The sequence below is a fragment of the Nonomuraea soli genome, from assembly GCF_013761175.1.
Classification (GTDB): Bacteria; Actinomycetota; Actinomycetes; order Streptosporangiales; family Streptosporangiaceae; genus Nonomuraea; species Nonomuraea soli.
On record NZ_JACDUR010000002.1, the window covers coordinates 406,580 to 421,657 of the forward strand.

Consider the following 15,078-nt stretch of genomic DNA (forward strand, 5'->3'; position numbering starts at 1 on the left):
CGACGGGTTGACGCGGCTGTCACGACCGCGTCAACCCGGGTGGACATACCTGGATCGTGGACCGCAGATCCTTCCTGGCCGCCGCCTCGCTGCCCTTCGTCGTCGCTCCCACCACCGCGAACCCGCGCGCTCTGGCCCGCGACCCCTTCACCCTGGGCGTCGCCTCAGGAGACCCGTCGGCCGACGGCTTCGTCCTGTGGACCCGCCTGGCGCTCGACCCGCTCGGCGTCAACGGCCGCGGCGCCATGCCCTCACGCGACCTCGACGTCTCCTGGCAGGTCGCCACCGACGAACGGTTCTCCCGCGTGGTCAGGTCGGGTACGGCACAGGCCCGCTGGCACGACGCGCACAGCGTGCACGTCGAGCTGACCGGGCTGGAGCCGGGCCGGGAGTACTTCTACCGCTTCCGCGCCCAAGGCCACGTGTCGCCCGCCGGCCGTACGAGAACCACACCCACGGGCCTGTCGCCCCTGCACTTCGCCGTCGCCGCCTGCGCGCACTACGAGCACGGCTACTACACCGCCTACCGGCGCCTGGCCGAGGAGGAACCCGACCTCGTCCTGCATCTGGGCGACTACATGTACGAATACGGGCCTTCCGGCTACACCGCCCTGGCCGGGCGGGTGCGCACCCACACGCCCGGCAAGTGCGCCACCCTGGCCGACTACCGGCTGCGGCACGCCCAGTACAAGAGCGACCCCGACCTGCAGCTCGCCCACGCCACCGCGCCATGGCTGGTCTCCTTCGACGACCACGAGCTGGAGAACAACTGGGCCGGGCCCGTCTCCAGCACCGGAGCGCCCGCCTTCGCCCGCCGCCGCGCCAACGCCTTCCGCGCCTACTACGAGAACATGCCGCTGCGGCGCGCCTCGCTGCAGGGCGCGGTGCTGCGCGTCAACCGGCGCGTCTCCTGGGGCGGGCTGGCCCGCTTCCACCTGCTCGACACCCGGCAGTTCCGCGACGACCAGGCGTGCCTCGACGGCGTGCGCGCCGGATGCGACGAGCGCCTGGCCGACACCCGCACCCTGCTCGGCGACGACCAGTGGTCGTGGCTGACGCAGGGCCTGGCCTCCTCCACCACCCAGTGGAACCTGCTCGGCCAGCAGATCCTCATGATGCAGCGCGACTACCGGCGCGGCCCGGGACGCGAGGTCAACCTCGACTCCTGGGACGGCTACGCCGCAGAACGCACCCGCCTGCTCGGCCTGCTGCGCGGCACCGCCAACCCCGTGGTGCTCACCGGCGACGCCCACATGCACCACGACGCCGAGCTGAAGCTCGACTTCGACGACCCCGATTCTCCCGCCGTCGCCCGCGAGCTGGTCGCCTCCTCGATCGCCAGCGACGGCGACGGCTACCGCGACCGGGCCTGGATCTCCGAGTCGCTGGCGGAAAACCCGCACATCGCCTTCATCGACCAGCGCCGCGGCTACCTCACCTGCCGGGTCGGCCCCACCGAGCTGTCGGCGCGCTTCCGCACGCTGGACCACATCTCGCGCCGGGGTGCGCCCGCCCGCACGGCGCACAGCGTCACCATCCCGGCCGCCCCGGCCCGATAACGGTTTGCCCTGATCGGGGCGCGGATGCCACCATCTGCGCCATGCCTGCCTTCACCGCGCCCGACGGCACCGTGCTCGCCTTCCGCGCCATCGGCGAGGGCGAACCCCTGATCTGCCTGCCGGGCGGCATGCAGGGCTCGGCCTATCTCGGCGACCTGGGTGGGCTGCGCGAACACCGGCGCCTCATCCTGCTCGACCCGCGCGGCACGGGAGAGTCGGGCACGCCGGACGACCCGGCCACCTACCGCTGCGACCGCATGGTCGGCGACGTCGAGGCGCTGCGCGAGCACCTGGGCCTCGACCGGTTCGACCTGCTCGCGCACTGCGCGGGGGCCAACCTGGCGGCCCTCTACCTGGGCAGGCATTCGGAGCGGGTGCGGCGGGCCGCCTTCATCACGCCCAGCACCATGGCCGCCGGGCTGTTCGCCACCGGCGACGACCGGCTGGAGCTGGCCAGGCTGCGCGCCCACGAACCCTGGTTCCCCGGAGCCTACGCCGCGCTGCGGGCCATCGTGGCGGGCGAGAGCGCCGACTTCACCGCCATCGACCCCTTCTTCTACGGCCGCTGGGACGACCGGGCCCGCGCCCACCTCGCCGCCCAGCAAGGACAGCGCAACGACGAGGCCGCCGCGACCTTCGGCGGCGAGGGCGCCTACGACCCCGAGGCCACGCGGGCCGCGCTCGGAGCCTTCACCGCCCCGGTGTTCGTGCTCGCGGCCGAGCACGACATGAACTCGCCGCCCGTCGTGGTCGCGCGCTTCGCCGCGCTCTTCCCCGCCGCCGGGCAGGCGCTCCAGCCCGGCGCCGGGCACTACCCGTGGGTCGACGACGCGGAGACGTTCGTGGCGACGGTCTCGGCCTTCCTGAGGTGACTCACCAGCGGTCGTGCACCTGCGGCCTGATCAGCTCGTCGTAGACCTCGGACACCGCGCGCAGGACCTCCCCGGGCAGCGGGGCGAGCCCGGCCGCCGCCGCGTTGGCCCTGGCCTGGCCGGGGTTGCGGGCCCCCGGGATGACGACCGACACACCACGCTGGTCGAGGATCCAGCGCAGCGCGAACTGCGCCATCGTCGCACCCGGCGGCACCAGCGGCGCCAGCCGGCGCACCGCCTCCAGGCCGGTCGCGAAGTCGACGCCGGAGAAGGTCTCGCCGACGTCGAACGACTCGCCATGGCGGTTGTAGGTGCGGTGGTCGTCGGGGCCGAACGTCGTCGACTCGTCGTAGCGGCCCGACAGCAGCCCGCTGGCCAGCGGGACCCGGGCGATGATGCCCGTCCCCGCCGCCTCGGCGGCCGGGAGCACCCGCTCCAGGGGCTTGAGCCGGAAGGCGTTGAGGATGATCTGCACGCTGGCGACACCCGGGCGGGCGATCGCGGTCAGCGCCTCGTCGGCCGTCTCCACGCTCACGCCGTAGGCCGCGATCCGCTTCTCGGCAACCAGGGTGTCGAGCGCGTCGAACACCGCGTCGCTGGAGTAGACCGGCGTGGGCGGGCAGTGCAGCTGCACCAGGTCGAGCGTGTCGACGCCGAGGTTGGCGCGCGAGCGGTCGTTCCAGGCGCGGAAGTTGTCCATGACGTAGTTCGCGGGCACCTGGGCGACGCGGCGGCCCATCTTGGTCGCCACCGTCAGATCCGGGTGTTCGCGCAGGAACCGGCCGACGATCTGCTCGCTCCTGCCGTCGCCGTACACGTCGGCGGTGTCGATGAAACTCACCCCGGCCTCGACGGCGGCCTCCAGCGTGGCGCGGGCCTCGGCCTCGCTCACCTCGCCCCAGTCGGCTCCGAGCTGCCAGGCTCCCAGTCCCACGACACCGACCCGGCGGCCGGTCTTGCCCAATACGCGCTGCTCCATGACGCCGAGGCTACCGCTCGGCCGGATGCGCGAGGATCAGCACCACCGCGTCGAGCAGCCGCTGCCAGTCGGCGTCGTCGAGCTCGCGCGGGATCGCGCGGGCCGCTCCCGCCAGGGCCTCCACCAGGACGGCGCGGCGCTGCTCACCCAGCCTGGCCACCTCCCGCTCGAAGCGGGCACTGCGAAAGAACCGCGGCGAGGGCTCCCTGGGCTCGTCGTCGTCATCTCCGAAGGTGACGCTCAGCCGGGCCCCGAGCGACTCGGCCAGCCTGGCCAGGGCCGACAGCGTCGGATTGCCCCGGCCGTTCTCCAGATTCGCCACATACGGCACCGACAACCCGGCGTCCGTCGCCACCGAGGCGACCGTGCGTCCCTGGGCGGCGCGACGGCGGCGCAGCTCGCGACCGAGCGTGACCTGATCCATGGAGCTATCTTGACAGAATAATACTGATGATGGCTATCTTCTGAGAATATGATCCAGGTTCTCCGCATCCCGGACTTCCGCCTGCTGTGGCTGGCCCGCACCGCGACCGCCTTCGGCGCGGGGCTGCTGGTCATCGCCGTCCCCGCCCACGTGCACAGCCTCACCGGCTCCGTCACCGCCACCGGCCTGACCCTGGCGGTGGAGAACCTGCCGATCCTGCTGCTGGGGCCGCTCGCCGGGTCGCTCGCCGACCGGTGGGACCGCAGGCGGCTGATGATCGGAGCCGACCTGCTCCACGCGGCGGCCATCGCCTCGCTGCCGCTGGCCTCCGGCGCCCAGCGGCTGTGGATCGTATACGCCGCCGTGCTCGTCCAGGGCGCGGCGGCCACCGCCTTCCGTCCCGCGGCCCAGGCGCACCTGCCCTCGGTGGTGGGGGAGGGGGCGATGCTCCCGCGGGCGAACGCGCTGAGCGCCTTCACGGCGGGGGTGGTCGGGCTGGTCTCCGCGCCCGTCGGCGGCCTGCTCGCCGCCCGGGGGAACCTGGAGGCGGTCGTGGCGGTCTCGGTCGCGGCGAGCCTGCTGTCGGCCGCGGCCATCGCCCGCACCCGCACCCCTTCGGCCCGGCCCCTCGACCGGCCCCTTGATCGGCCACCCAGGCCGTCTCGTTTCCACCTGCCCCGCCCCGCCCGGGTGCTGCTGGCGTCCCACACCCTCTACCTGTTCGCCAACGCGGCACTCACCGCCCTGCTCGTCCCCTTCGCCCTCGCCCGCCTGGGCGGCACCACCGAGCTCGGCTACCTGCTGTCGGCCCTCGGCCTGGGCTTCCTCGTCGGCGCCCCGATCAGCGCGAGACTCGTCGAGCGCTTCCCCGCCCGCCCCCTGATCGCCACCGCCCAGGCCCTGGTCGCCCTGGCCTTCCTCGCCATGGTCAACGGCCCGGCGATCGCCGCCGCCTTCCTGGTCGGCGTGCCGGGAGCCCTCGTGCCCGTGGCGCTGTACACCTGGCTGCAGCGCACCACCGCGGCCGGCCTGCTCGGCAGGGTCAGCTCGGCGTTCCTCACCGCCGACGCCGCAGCCGCGGTGCTCGGCGCGATCGCCGGGCCGGCGCTGGCCGGGGCGGCGGGCCTGCCCGTCGCCCTGAACGCCGCCTGCGCGGTCGCCATGCTGGCGGCCCTGATCACCTGTTCACGAGAACGCGAACCCGTACAGCCCGGCCCCGCTGGACAACCTCCTGGCCTGACCGGGGCGCAGGCCGGGGAAGGCGCCGGGCCTGCGTGCCCCCGGCACGATGGTCACGACCCCACGTCCGGGTGCGGCCACGACCAGCGCGTACACGGGTGAGGCCGCGCTCAGCGCCCGATGGCGCGAGCCCGCGCGCAGCGCAGACAACGAGGCGCCGAAATCGCGTCCCGACCCCTTGATGAGCAGATTGCCGCGCCGGGTGAGCCCGCCCGAGCGGGTCCCGGCCAGCACCTGCACGGCGCTCTCGCCCGGCACGCCGACGGCCAGCTCGTCGTCGCCGTCGCCGTTGAAGTCCGCGGCGACCAGGGAGCTGCCGAACCGGTCGAAGTAGCGCGGCTTGCCGTCGAGGGCGTTCTGCGACCAGGCCTCGGCGCGTCGCGACGACAGGCCGCGCCGCGTGCCGTACAGGACGTGGACCATGCCGTCGCCGTAGTCGAGGGCCCGCTGGTTGGCGGTCAGGCCCTCACCGGGCGAGCCGACGGCCAGGTCGGCGCGGCCGTCGGCGTTGAAGTCGCCGCTGGTGAGCGCCGCTCCGAAGGAGTCCCACTTCTCCGCCTCGCCCTTGAGGCCCGGGCTGTCCTGGGTGAGGAGCGAGGCACGGCGCGCGCGGACGTCGATCACGGTGACCGAGCCCTGGCCGTCGAGCACCACGCTGTCGGCGGGGGCGCCCACGACGAGCTCGGCGCGTCCGTCTCCGTCGAAGTCGCCGCCGGTCAGGGCTGCGCCCCACTGGTCGGTGATCCGTCCGGCCTGGCCGATCCAGCGGGTGTCCTGGGTGAGCTTCTTCGCGCCGCGCGTGCCGTACAGGAAGACCGCGCCGCCGCGGCCGTGCGTGGGCGCGCCGATGGCCAGCTCGTCGGCGCGGTCGCCGTCGAAGTCACCCACCGCGAGGGCCGAGCCGAACGAGTCGCCCGTCTCGGCCTCGCCGGTGACGCCGGGGGAGTCCTGCGTGAGCTTGTCGGTGCGGCCGGAGCCGTACAGGACCGTGACGGCGCCGGCGCGCGTGCGGCCGGACACCTCCTCGTACGGCGCGGCGACCGCGAGGTCGGCGCGCCCGTCTCCGTCGAAGTCGTGCGGCAGCCCCGAGCAGGCTCGGGCATCGGTGACAGGCGAGGTCAGGACGGCGGCGGCGAGCAGGGCGGCAACTGATGCGCTCATGTCCCGGAGGATTCCCGCCGACCCCGAACCAGGCGTTAACCATCAGGGAACGTGCCAGGATAGGCGGGTGGACATCGACCTCGCGGACCTCTCTTTCTGGCGCAAACCGCTCAAGGAGCGCTACGAGGCGTTCGCGCGGCTGCGCCAGCTCGACAAGCCCGTGTTCTTCCCCGAGAAGAAGGTCCCCCTGCTGCGTTCCGGCAGCGGCTTCTACGCCCTGGTCCGCCACGCCGACGTCGTGGAGGCCAGCCGCAACGCCAAGGTCTTCTCCAGCGAGCCCGCGGTGACCAACCCCGAGCCGCCCGGCTGGGTGAAGTACGTCTTCGGCGAGTCGATGGTCAACATGGACGACCCCCGCCACGCCAGGCTGCGCAGGATCGTCTCGCGTGCCTTCAGCCCGCGCATGCTCGCCAACCTGCAGGGCGACATCGAGGCGGCCTGCGCGAGGATCGTCGACGACCTGGCGCCCGGAGACTTCGTCGGCCAGGTGGCGGCCAAGCTCCCGATCCACGTCATCTGCGACATGATGGGCATCCCGGACGCCGAGCGCGCACGCGTGCACAAGCACGTCGACGTCTCCACCGCCTACAGCGGCATCCGTCCCAGCTTCTTCCGTAGCCTGACCATGGCCGGGCAGAACGTGCTGGCGCTGCTGGCCCTGCAGCGGCTGGTGATCAGGCTCGGCCACGAGCGCACCGGCAACCCCGGCTCCGACCTGGTCACCGCGCTCGTCACCGCCAACCCCGACGGCGAGAGGCTGACCGACCGCGAGCTCGGCTCGTTCTTCTCGCTGCTGCTGGTGGCGGGCAACGAGACGGCGCGCAACACCATGGCCCACGGCATCAAGCTGCTCACCGACAACCCCGCCCAGCGCGAGCTGCTGACGAGCGACTTCGACGCGCACATCGGCAACACCATCGAGGAGATGGTGCGCTTCGTCTCGCCGATCATGCAGTTCCGCCGTACGGTCACCGACGACTACGAGCTCAACGGGCTGGAGCTGAAGAAGGGCGACAAGGTGGTGCTCTTCTACGGCTCGGCCAACCGCGACGAGGCGGTCTTCCCCGACCCCGACAGCTTCGACATCACCCGCGACACCAAGCCGCACGTCGGCTTCGGCGGTCCGGGGCCGCACTTCTGCCTGGGCGCGAACCTGGCCCGCCAGGAGCTGCGCACGATGTTCCGCGAGCTGCTCACCCGCCTGCCTGACATCAGGGCCGTGGGGGAGCCCGAGCTGCTGGTGTCGAACTTCGACAACAGCGTGCGGCGCCAGGCGTTCACGTTCTAGCCATGGCCAGGGACACGGCTTGATAACGCACTCTTGTCAGTAATATTTCACATTACTATGTTACGTGTCACCCAACCGCTTATGGAGTGACACATGCGCAGATCTGCGGGCCTGCTGGCCGCCGCCTTAGTGACCCTCACCGCCTGCGGGACCAAGGCCGAGGTCGTGACAGGCGGTGAGAACGGCAAGGGCGGCACCCTCACGGTCCTGGCCACCAGCGACTTCAGCCACCTGGACCCGGCGCGCAACTGGACCATGCGGGAGATGATGTTCGGCTCCCGCCTGCTGTACCGGACGCTGACGACCTACAAGGCGGGCAGCTCCGAGATCGTGCCCGACCTGGCCACCGACCTCGGCACCTCCTCCGACGGCGGCAAGACCTGGACGTTCACCCTCAAGGACGGGCTGAAGTACGAGGACGGCACGCCGATCAAGGCCGCCGACGTCAAGCACAACGTCGAGCGCTCGATGGCGCCCGACATCACCGGCGGCCCCGACTACGCCAAGAACCTGCTGGTCGGAGGTACGGAGTACAAGGGCCCCTACGACGGCGAGCACCTGGACTCGATCGAGACCCCCGACGACAAGACCATCGTCTTCAAGCTCAAGCGCCCGGCCGGGGAGTTCTCCTACACCGTGACGCTGCCGACGTTCTCCCCGGTCCCCGAGGCCAAGGACACCAAGGTCGAGTACGACAACCGGCCCTTCTCCTCCGGCCCGTACAAGATCGAGAAGTACGAGCGCGGCAAGGAACTCGTCCTGACCCGCAACGAGCACTGGGACGCCACCTCCGACCCGGTGCGCCTGGCCCTCCCCGACAAGATCCACGTCAAGCAGGGCCAGGACGGCGACACCATCACCGACCGCCTCATCGCCGGCTCGGGCGACGACGCGAACGCGATCGGCTGGCTGCACGTCGGCCAGCAGAGCCTGTCGAAGATCCTGCCCAACCCGCAGGCCAAGGAGCGCCTGGTCACGATGGTGACCGGCTGCACCGACTGGATCAGCTTCAACACCCCCAAGAAGCCCTTCGACGACCCGAAGGTGCGCCAGGCCGTCTACCACGCGCTGGACAAGGAGGCGATCCAGACCGCCTTCGGCGGGCCCAACATGGCCGAGATCGCCACCGCCTACCTGCCGCCCACCATGACCGGCGGCGCCAAGCAGGACGTCTACGCGATCCCGCCCGCCGGCGACGTGGAGAAGGCCAAGGCGCTGCTGGCCGAGGCGGGCGTCGCCCTCCCGCTCAAGGTCAAGATGACCACGACCACCACCAGCAACACCACCGAGACGGCTATCCAGGAGAGCCTGAAGAAGGTCGGCATCGAGGTCGAGCTCAACCCCGTCGACGGCGCCGTCTTCAACGACCACTCCGGCGACCTGGCCAAGGCCGACGAGATGTCGGTCCACGGCTGGTGCCCCGACTACCCCAACGGCTCCAGCTTCCTGCCGCCCATCCTCGACGGCCGCAACGTCATGCCGACCGGCAACAGCGGCAACACCGCCTTCTTCAAGGACGGCGAGGTCGACAAGAAGATCGACGAGATCTACACCATCGAGGACCCCGCCGCCTCCAACAAGGCCTGGCAGGAGCTCGACTCGGCCGTGATGCGGAAACTCCCGATGGCCCCGATCGCCTGGGCCAAGCGCAGCTTCCTGTTCGGCAAGAACGTCACCGGCGTGGCCAACCACCCGGTCTGGGCCGCCCAGCCCGACTACGCGACGATCGGCGTGAAGAAGTCCTCGTGACCACCACGCCGATCGAGGCCGCACCCCCTCGCTCGCCGGGCCGCCTCGCGCTGGCCCGGCTGCGCGCCGACCGGCCCGCCATGGCGGGCCTCGTCATCGTCGCCGTCCTGGTGGCGCTGTCGGCGCTGGCGCCGCTGATCACGTGGTGGACCGGCTGGGCCCCCGAGACCTTCGACAAGAGCGCCATCGACCCCGACCTCGGCGGCCTGCCCCGCGGCGCGTGGGGCGGCGTCAGCGCCGAGCACCTGCTCGGCGTCGAGCCGGTGACCGGCCGCGACCTGCTGGCCAGGGTCCTGTACGGCGGGCAGGTCTCGCTCCTGGTCGCCCTGGCCGCCACCGCGATCACCATGGTCACCGGCCTCGCCCTCGGCCTGCTGGCCGGTTACCTGGGCGGCTGGGTCGACACCGTGATCAGCCGCCTGATCGACCTGCTCATGTCCTTCCCGAGCCTGATCTTCATGATCGCCGTGCTCTCGGTCGTGCGCGACGTCAACCGGCTCGTGCTGCTGGTGACCGTCATGGCCGTCTTCGGCTGGACCGTGATCGCCCGCATCGCCCGCGGCCAGGTGCTCACCCTGAAGCACCGGGAGTACGTCGAGGCCGCCAGGGTCGGCGGCGCCATGACCGGGCACGTGCTGCGCAAGGAGGTCCTGCCGGGACTGACCGCGCCGATCCTCGTCTACGCCACCCAGTCCATCCCCGCCTACATCGGCGCGGAGGCGGCGCTCAGCTTCCTGGGCGTCGGCGTTCGGCCGCCCACCCCCTCCTGGGGGCAGATGATCAACAACGCGCGCGGCTGGTTCATGACCGACCCGATGTACCTGGCCGTGCCCTGCTTCTTCCTGGGGCTCACCGTGCTCGCCTTCACGCTGCTCGGCGACGGCCTGCGCGACGCCTTCGACCCCAAGGAGGAGGCCTCATGATCCTCTACACGCTGCGCCGCCTCGGCGCCATGGCCCTGATCCTGCTGGCCATCTGCGCGATCACCTTCTCGGTCTTCTACCTCCTGCCCGACGATCCCGCCCTGGACGCCTGCGGCAAGACCTGCTCGCCGGAACGCCTGGCCGACGTCAGGCACGCCATGGGGCTCGACCAGCCGGTCGTCGCCCAGTTCGCCGCCTACGTGACGGGCATCTTCACCGGCCGCACCCTCGGCACGACCGGGCTGGAGTGCGCCGCGCCCTGCCTGGGCTACTCCTGGCAGTACACCACCCCCGTCTGGGACCTGCTCCTGGACCGCCTCGGCGCCTCCGCCTCGCTGGCCGCGGGCGCCGCCGCCCTGTGGCTGGTGGCCGGCGTGGCGATGGGCGTGGTGGCCGCCGTGCGCAAGGGCACGCTGCTCGACCGCGGCATCGTGCTGTCGGCGCTGACGATGACCTCCGTGCCCGTCTACCTCATCGCCGCCCTGCTCATCTACTTCGTCATCCTGCGCAGCGAGCTGCTGCCCTACCCCGACTACCAGCCGCTGCTGGAGGACCCCGCCGCCTGGGCGGGAGCCCTGGTGCTGCCGTGGATCACCCTGGCAGCCCTCTACGCGGCCATGTACATCAGGCTCACCCGCGCCTCCATGATCGAGACGATGGCCGAGCCGTACATCCGCACCGCCCGCGCCAAGGGCCTGCCCGAGCGCACCGTGGTCGTCAAGCACGGGCTGCGCTCGACCGTGACGCCGATCCTCACCATCTTCGGCATCGACCTGGGCGGGCTGCTGGCCGGAGCGATGATCACCGAGACCATGTTCGGCCTGCCCGGCCTCGGCAAACTCACCTTCGACGCCATCGGCAAGTCCGACCAGCCGGTCGTGCTCGGCGTCACGCTGCTGGCCGCCTTCTTCATCACCTTCGCCAACCTGGCCGTGGACCTGCTCTACGGCGTGATCGACCCGCGGGTGAGGTACACGTGATCCTCCAGGTGTCGGACCTGTCGGTCTCCTTCGGCGGCGTCCAGGTCGTCGACGGGCTGTCGTTCTCCGTCGAGCGCGGGCGCACCCTGGGCATCGTCGGCGAGTCGGGGTCGGGCAAGTCCGTCTCGTCGCTGGCCGTCATGGGGCTGCACCGCACGGCGTCGGTCAGCGGGTCGGTGCTCTTCGACGGCGAGGAACTCGTCGGCGCCCCGGCCGAACGGCTGCGGCGGCTGCGCGGCAACCGGATGGCGATGATCTTCCAGGACCCGCTGTCGTCCCTCCACCCCTTCTACACCGTGGGGGAGCAGATCGCCGAGGCCTACCGCCTGCACCGCCGTACCTCGCGGCGCGAGGCACGCGCCCGCGCGGTCGAGATGCTCGCCGAGGTCGGCATCCCCTCGCCGCGCGAACGGGCCGGCGAGCACCCGCACCGCTTCTCCGGCGGCATGCGCCAGCGCGTGATGATCGCGATGGCGCTGGCGTGCGAGCCCGACCTGCTCATCGCCGACGAGCCGACCACCGCGCTCGACGTCACCGTGCAGGCGCAGATCCTCGAGCTGATCAAGCGCATCCAGGCCGAGCGGGGGCTCGCGGTCATCATGATCACCCACGACCTGGGCGTGGTGGCTCGCGTCGCCGACGACGTCCTGGTCATGTACGGCGGGCGCAGCGTGGAGGAGTCGCCGGTGCGCCCGCTCTTCAAGCTGCCGCGGCACCCGTACACGCGGGGGCTGCTGGCCTCGATACCCGGTTCCGGGCGGGACGCCGAGGGAGATGGCGACGGCGGAAGGCTCCGGGCGATCCCCGGCCAGCCGCCCTCGCCACCGGCGTTCCCGCCCGGCTGCCGGTTCCACCCGCGATGCCCGCTCGCCACGGACGTGTGCACGTCGGAGCGGCCCTTGCTGCTCGGCGAGGAGCGACGGGTCGCCTGCCACCTGGAAGGAGCCACCCGATGAGCGCCCGGCTCACCGAACTCGACCCCTCGTCATCGCGCGAGCCGCTTTTGTCCGTGCGCGACCTGCGGATGACCTTCCGCGGCGGTGTACGCGCCGTCGACGGCGTCGACTTCGACCTGGCCCCGGGCGAGACCCTGGGCCTGGTCGGGGAGTCCGGCTGCGGCAAGTCCACCACCGGCCGCATGGTCGTGCGCCTCCTGGAGCCCACCGGCGGCCGCCTCCTCTTCGGCGGACGCGACCTCACCCGGCTCAGCCAGCGCGACCTGCTGCCGATCCGCCGCGACCTGTCGATGATCTTCCAGGACCCGTTCTCCTCGCTCAACCCCCGCCAGACCGTGCACCAGATCGTCTCCGGCCCGCGCGACCTGCTCACCCGTGAGCAGGTCGGCGACCTCCTCGAACGCGTCGGCCTGTCCGCCCAGCACGCCGGGCGCTTCCCGCACCAGTTCTCCGGCGGCCAGGCCCAGCGCATCGGCATCGCCCGCGCCCTGGCCTCGGGACCGCGCCTCGTCGTCTGCGACGAGCCCGTCTCCGCGCTGGACGTCTCCATCCAGGCGCAGATCGTCAACCTCCTCGCCGACCTGCAGGCCGACCTCGGCCTCGCCTACCTGTTCATCGCCCACGACCTGTCGGTGGTGCGGCACATGTGCGCCAGGGTCGCGGTCATGTACCTCGGCAGGATCGTCGAGATCGGCGCCCGCGAGCAGATCTACGGCACGCCCGCCCACCCCTACACGCGGGCGCTGCTGTCGGCCGTGCCCGTGCCCGATCCCGACGTCGAGGCCACCAGGGAACGCATCGTGCTGCGCGGCGACCCGCCCAGCCCCAAGGCGCCGCCCCCGGGATGCTCCTTCCACCCGCGCTGCCACCTGGCGCAGGACATCTGCCGCACGTCCCGCCCCGAGCTGAGGGGGGTGAACGGCCGCCAGGTCGCCTGCCACCTCGCCTAGCCGCGGCGCCGCAGGGCCGCCCTGCCCGCGGCGCCGCAGGGCCGCGCTGCCCACGGCGCCGCAGGGCCGCGCTGCCCACGGCGTCACAGGGCCACCCTGCTTACCGCTCCAGGCCGTCCCAGCCCCAGTGGGGTGTGCGCTGCCCCGGCGGTACGACGGCGTCGGGGCTGTTGTAGGCGAGCACCTCGCCCACCGCCCACTCCATGTACGCCCGCAGCCCGTCGCGGAACGCGGGATCCGCCGGAAGCCCCGCGTCGTCGGCCGCCCGCACGAAGCAGGCGACGAACCGCGCGCCCAGGTCGCCCTCCATGCCGTTGCGCGCATGGAGGTCGAGCATCCCGGAGTGGTCGAGCCCGCTGGCCGGCCCGCCGAACACCTCGGCGAGATAGGCGGCCAGACGCGTGACGTGCTCGGGATGCAGCCGACGCGAGAACGGGTGGTTCAGCACCGGATCGGCCAGGCAACGCTCGTGGTGGGCGGCGGCCAGCGCCTCGAAGGCGGGCAGTCCTCCCGCGAACTCGTACATGGTCGTCCGCGTCATGACCGGGAGTCTGGCACAGCCTCCCGATCGTCGACCAGGACATTGGTCCGTATGGTCACGAACGTCAGGAGCGCGGAGACCACCATCAGCACCGCGCTGATCCACATCGCCTGCTTGTAGCCAGCGTCGAACAACGCCGGGTCCTCGAAGGCGTTGCCCACCAGGCCCACCAGGGGCGGGATCGCGGCGACCATGAGCAGGCTGCCGGTGCGGGCGACAGCGTTGTTCACGCCGCTGGCCGTACCCGCGTAACGCTCGTCGGCGGAGGCCAGCACGGTCGCGGTCAGCGGCGCGACGGCGGCCGACAGCCCCAGGCCGAAGACGGTCACGGCCGGGATCACCTGGAGCCAGTAGGAGGAGCCCTCGCCCACATAGGCCAGCCAGACGAAGCCGAGCGCCGCGACCAGGATGCCGATCGTCATCGGCCAGCGGGGGCCGATCCGCTTGGCGACCTCGCCCGCGCGGGCCGACAGCAGCATCATGAGGATCGTCACCGGCAGCAGGGCTGAGCCCGCGGCGATGGGGGAGAAGCCCGACACCACCTGCAACTGGACGCCGAGCAGGAAGAAGACGATGCCCATCGCGCCGTACATGATCAGCGTGACGACGTTGATCGCGGAGAACACGCGGTCGGAGAACAGGCCCACGGGCACCAGCGCGTCGGGGGAGCGGCGGATCTCCAGCACCACGAACGCGATCGCCAGCGCGATGCCCAGGCCGAGCGGGATAGGCGCCCCGCTCTCGATCAGGCCGTAGGTGATGCCTGCCAGGGCGAGCGCGGCCAGGACGCTCCCGGCCACGTCGAAGCGCCCGTGCGCCTGCTCGTCGCGGGTCTCGGGCACGTGACGCAACGTCACCCACACCACCAGCGCGGCGAATGGCAGGTTGATCAGGAACGCCCAGCGCCAGCCGGGCCCCTGCACCAGCCAGCCGCCCAGCAGCGGGCCGATCGCGCTGGCCACGCCGCCGAGCCCCGACCAGGCGCCCACCGCGCGCGGCCGGTCCTCGCGGCAGAAGGACGCCTGGATGATCGCCAGCGAGCCCGGGGTCAGGAGCGCGCCGCCGACGCCTTGCAGGGCGCGGGAGAGGTTGAGGATCTCGATCGTGGGCGCCAGCCCGCACAACGCCGAGGCCAGGGCGAACCAGACCGTGCCGATCAGGAAGATCTTCCGCCTGCCGTACCGGTCTCCGAGGCCGCCGCCCAGCAGGATCAGGCCGGCGAGCGTGAGGGTGTAGGCGTTGATGGTCCACTGGAGGCCGGCCATGTCGGCGTTCAGGTCGTCGCCGATGAAGGGCAGGGCGACGTTGACCACGGTGGAGTCGAGCATCGCCATGCCGGAGCCGAGCACGGTGGCGAGCAGGATCCACCGGCCCTGCGGGGTGTTCAGACGCACTTGGGCGAAGGCCATGGTCTTCATCTTGTCACCGGCCACCGACAACCTCGGCGCCCACCTCGG

13 protein-coding genes and 1 pseudogene are annotated in these 15,078 nt (G+C 71.9%); 9 read left to right on the forward strand and 5 right to left on the reverse strand.

Annotation, left to right across the window (positions count from 1 at the left end):
* Positions 1–56: 56 nt before the first annotated feature.
* Positions 57–1,559 carry an alkaline phosphatase D family protein gene (locus HNR30_RS09060; RefSeq protein WP_312894300.1) on the forward strand — a complete coding sequence of 501 codons (1,503 nt, stop codon included), beginning with the start codon at positions 57–59 and terminating at the stop codon, positions 1,557–1,559.
* 41 nt (positions 1,560–1,600) lie between these two features.
* Positions 1,601–2,431, forward strand: coding sequence for an alpha/beta fold hydrolase (locus HNR30_RS09065; protein ID WP_181609304.1), 831 nt, complete (start codon positions 1,601–1,603; stop codon positions 2,429–2,431).
* Position 2,432: 1 nt separating this feature from the next.
* On the opposite strand, the gene HNR30_RS09070 is transcribed toward HNR30_RS09065, so the two are convergent.
* Together HNR30_RS09070 and HNR30_RS09075 are read right to left on the reverse strand one after the other, a co-directional pair.
* Positions 2,433–3,410, reverse strand: a complete 978-nt coding sequence (locus HNR30_RS09070) for an aldo/keto reductase (protein ID WP_181609305.1) — start codon at positions 3,408–3,410, stop codon at positions 2,433–2,435.
* A gap of 10 nt (positions 3,411–3,420) precedes the next feature.
* Complete coding sequence (locus HNR30_RS09075) at positions 3,421–3,834, reverse strand: helix-turn-helix domain-containing protein (RefSeq protein ID WP_181609306.1); 414 nt, start codon at positions 3,832–3,834, stop codon at positions 3,421–3,423.
* Between the two features lie 48 nt (positions 3,835–3,882).
* Between HNR30_RS09075 and HNR30_RS47485 the strand changes: the two are divergent.
* Positions 3,883–5,007 (forward strand): annotated as a pseudogene (locus HNR30_RS47485) (MFS transporter); the annotation flags it as partial.
* A gap of 12 nt (positions 5,008–5,019) precedes the next feature.
* Here the strand turns inward: HNR30_RS47485 and HNR30_RS46715 are convergent.
* Positions 5,020–6,234, reverse strand: a complete 1,215-nt coding sequence (locus HNR30_RS46715; protein ID WP_220133385.1) for an FG-GAP repeat protein — start codon at positions 6,232–6,234, stop codon at positions 5,020–5,022.
* Positions 6,235–6,301: 67 nt separating this feature from the next.
* Here HNR30_RS46715 and HNR30_RS09085 point away from each other — a divergent pair, with 67 nt between their 5' ends.
* From HNR30_RS09085 to HNR30_RS09110, 6 genes are all read left to right on the forward strand, one after another.
* A complete protein-coding gene (locus tag HNR30_RS09085) occupies positions 6,302–7,522 on the forward strand; it encodes a cytochrome P450 (protein WP_312894301.1) in 1,221 nt (406 codons plus the stop codon).
* A gap of 93 nt (positions 7,523–7,615) precedes the next feature.
* On the forward strand, positions 7,616–9,271 hold the full coding sequence (locus HNR30_RS09090; RefSeq protein WP_181609309.1) for an ABC transporter substrate-binding protein: 1,656 nt from the start codon (positions 7,616–7,618) through the stop codon (positions 9,269–9,271).
* Positions 9,268–10,194: an ABC transporter permease gene (locus HNR30_RS09095; protein WP_312894302.1), complete on the forward strand. Its 927-nt coding sequence runs from the start codon at positions 9,268–9,270 to the stop codon at positions 10,192–10,194. Before HNR30_RS09090 ends, HNR30_RS09095 begins: the two co-directional genes overlap by 4 nt.
* Positions 10,191–11,174 (forward strand): ABC transporter permease, encoded by a 984-nt coding sequence (locus HNR30_RS09100; RefSeq protein ID WP_181609310.1) that lies wholly within the window; start codon positions 10,191–10,193, stop codon positions 11,172–11,174. Before HNR30_RS09095 ends, HNR30_RS09100 begins: the two co-directional genes overlap by 4 nt.
* Positions 11,171–12,130, forward strand: a complete 960-nt coding sequence (locus tag HNR30_RS09105; protein ID WP_181609311.1) for an ABC transporter ATP-binding protein — start codon at positions 11,171–11,173, stop codon at positions 12,128–12,130. The genes HNR30_RS09100 and HNR30_RS09105 overlap by 4 nt, the downstream gene beginning before the upstream one ends.
* Entirely contained in the window at positions 12,127–13,080 is a 954-nt protein-coding gene (locus tag HNR30_RS09110) for an ABC transporter ATP-binding protein (protein ID WP_181609312.1), read from the forward strand. Before HNR30_RS09105 ends, HNR30_RS09110 begins: the two co-directional genes overlap by 4 nt.
* A gap of 100 nt (positions 13,081–13,180) precedes the next feature.
* Here the strand turns inward: HNR30_RS09110 and HNR30_RS09115 are convergent, their stop codons facing one another.
* Positions 13,181–13,621: a globin domain-containing protein gene (locus HNR30_RS09115; RefSeq protein ID WP_181609313.1), complete on the reverse strand. Its 441-nt coding sequence runs from the start codon at positions 13,619–13,621 to the stop codon at positions 13,181–13,183.
* Positions 13,618–15,030: an MFS transporter gene (locus HNR30_RS09120; RefSeq protein WP_246377966.1), complete on the reverse strand. Its 1,413-nt coding sequence runs from the start codon at positions 15,028–15,030 to the stop codon at positions 13,618–13,620. Before HNR30_RS09120 ends, HNR30_RS09115 begins: the two co-directional genes overlap by 4 nt.
* Between the last annotated feature and the right edge of the window lie 48 nt (positions 15,031–15,078).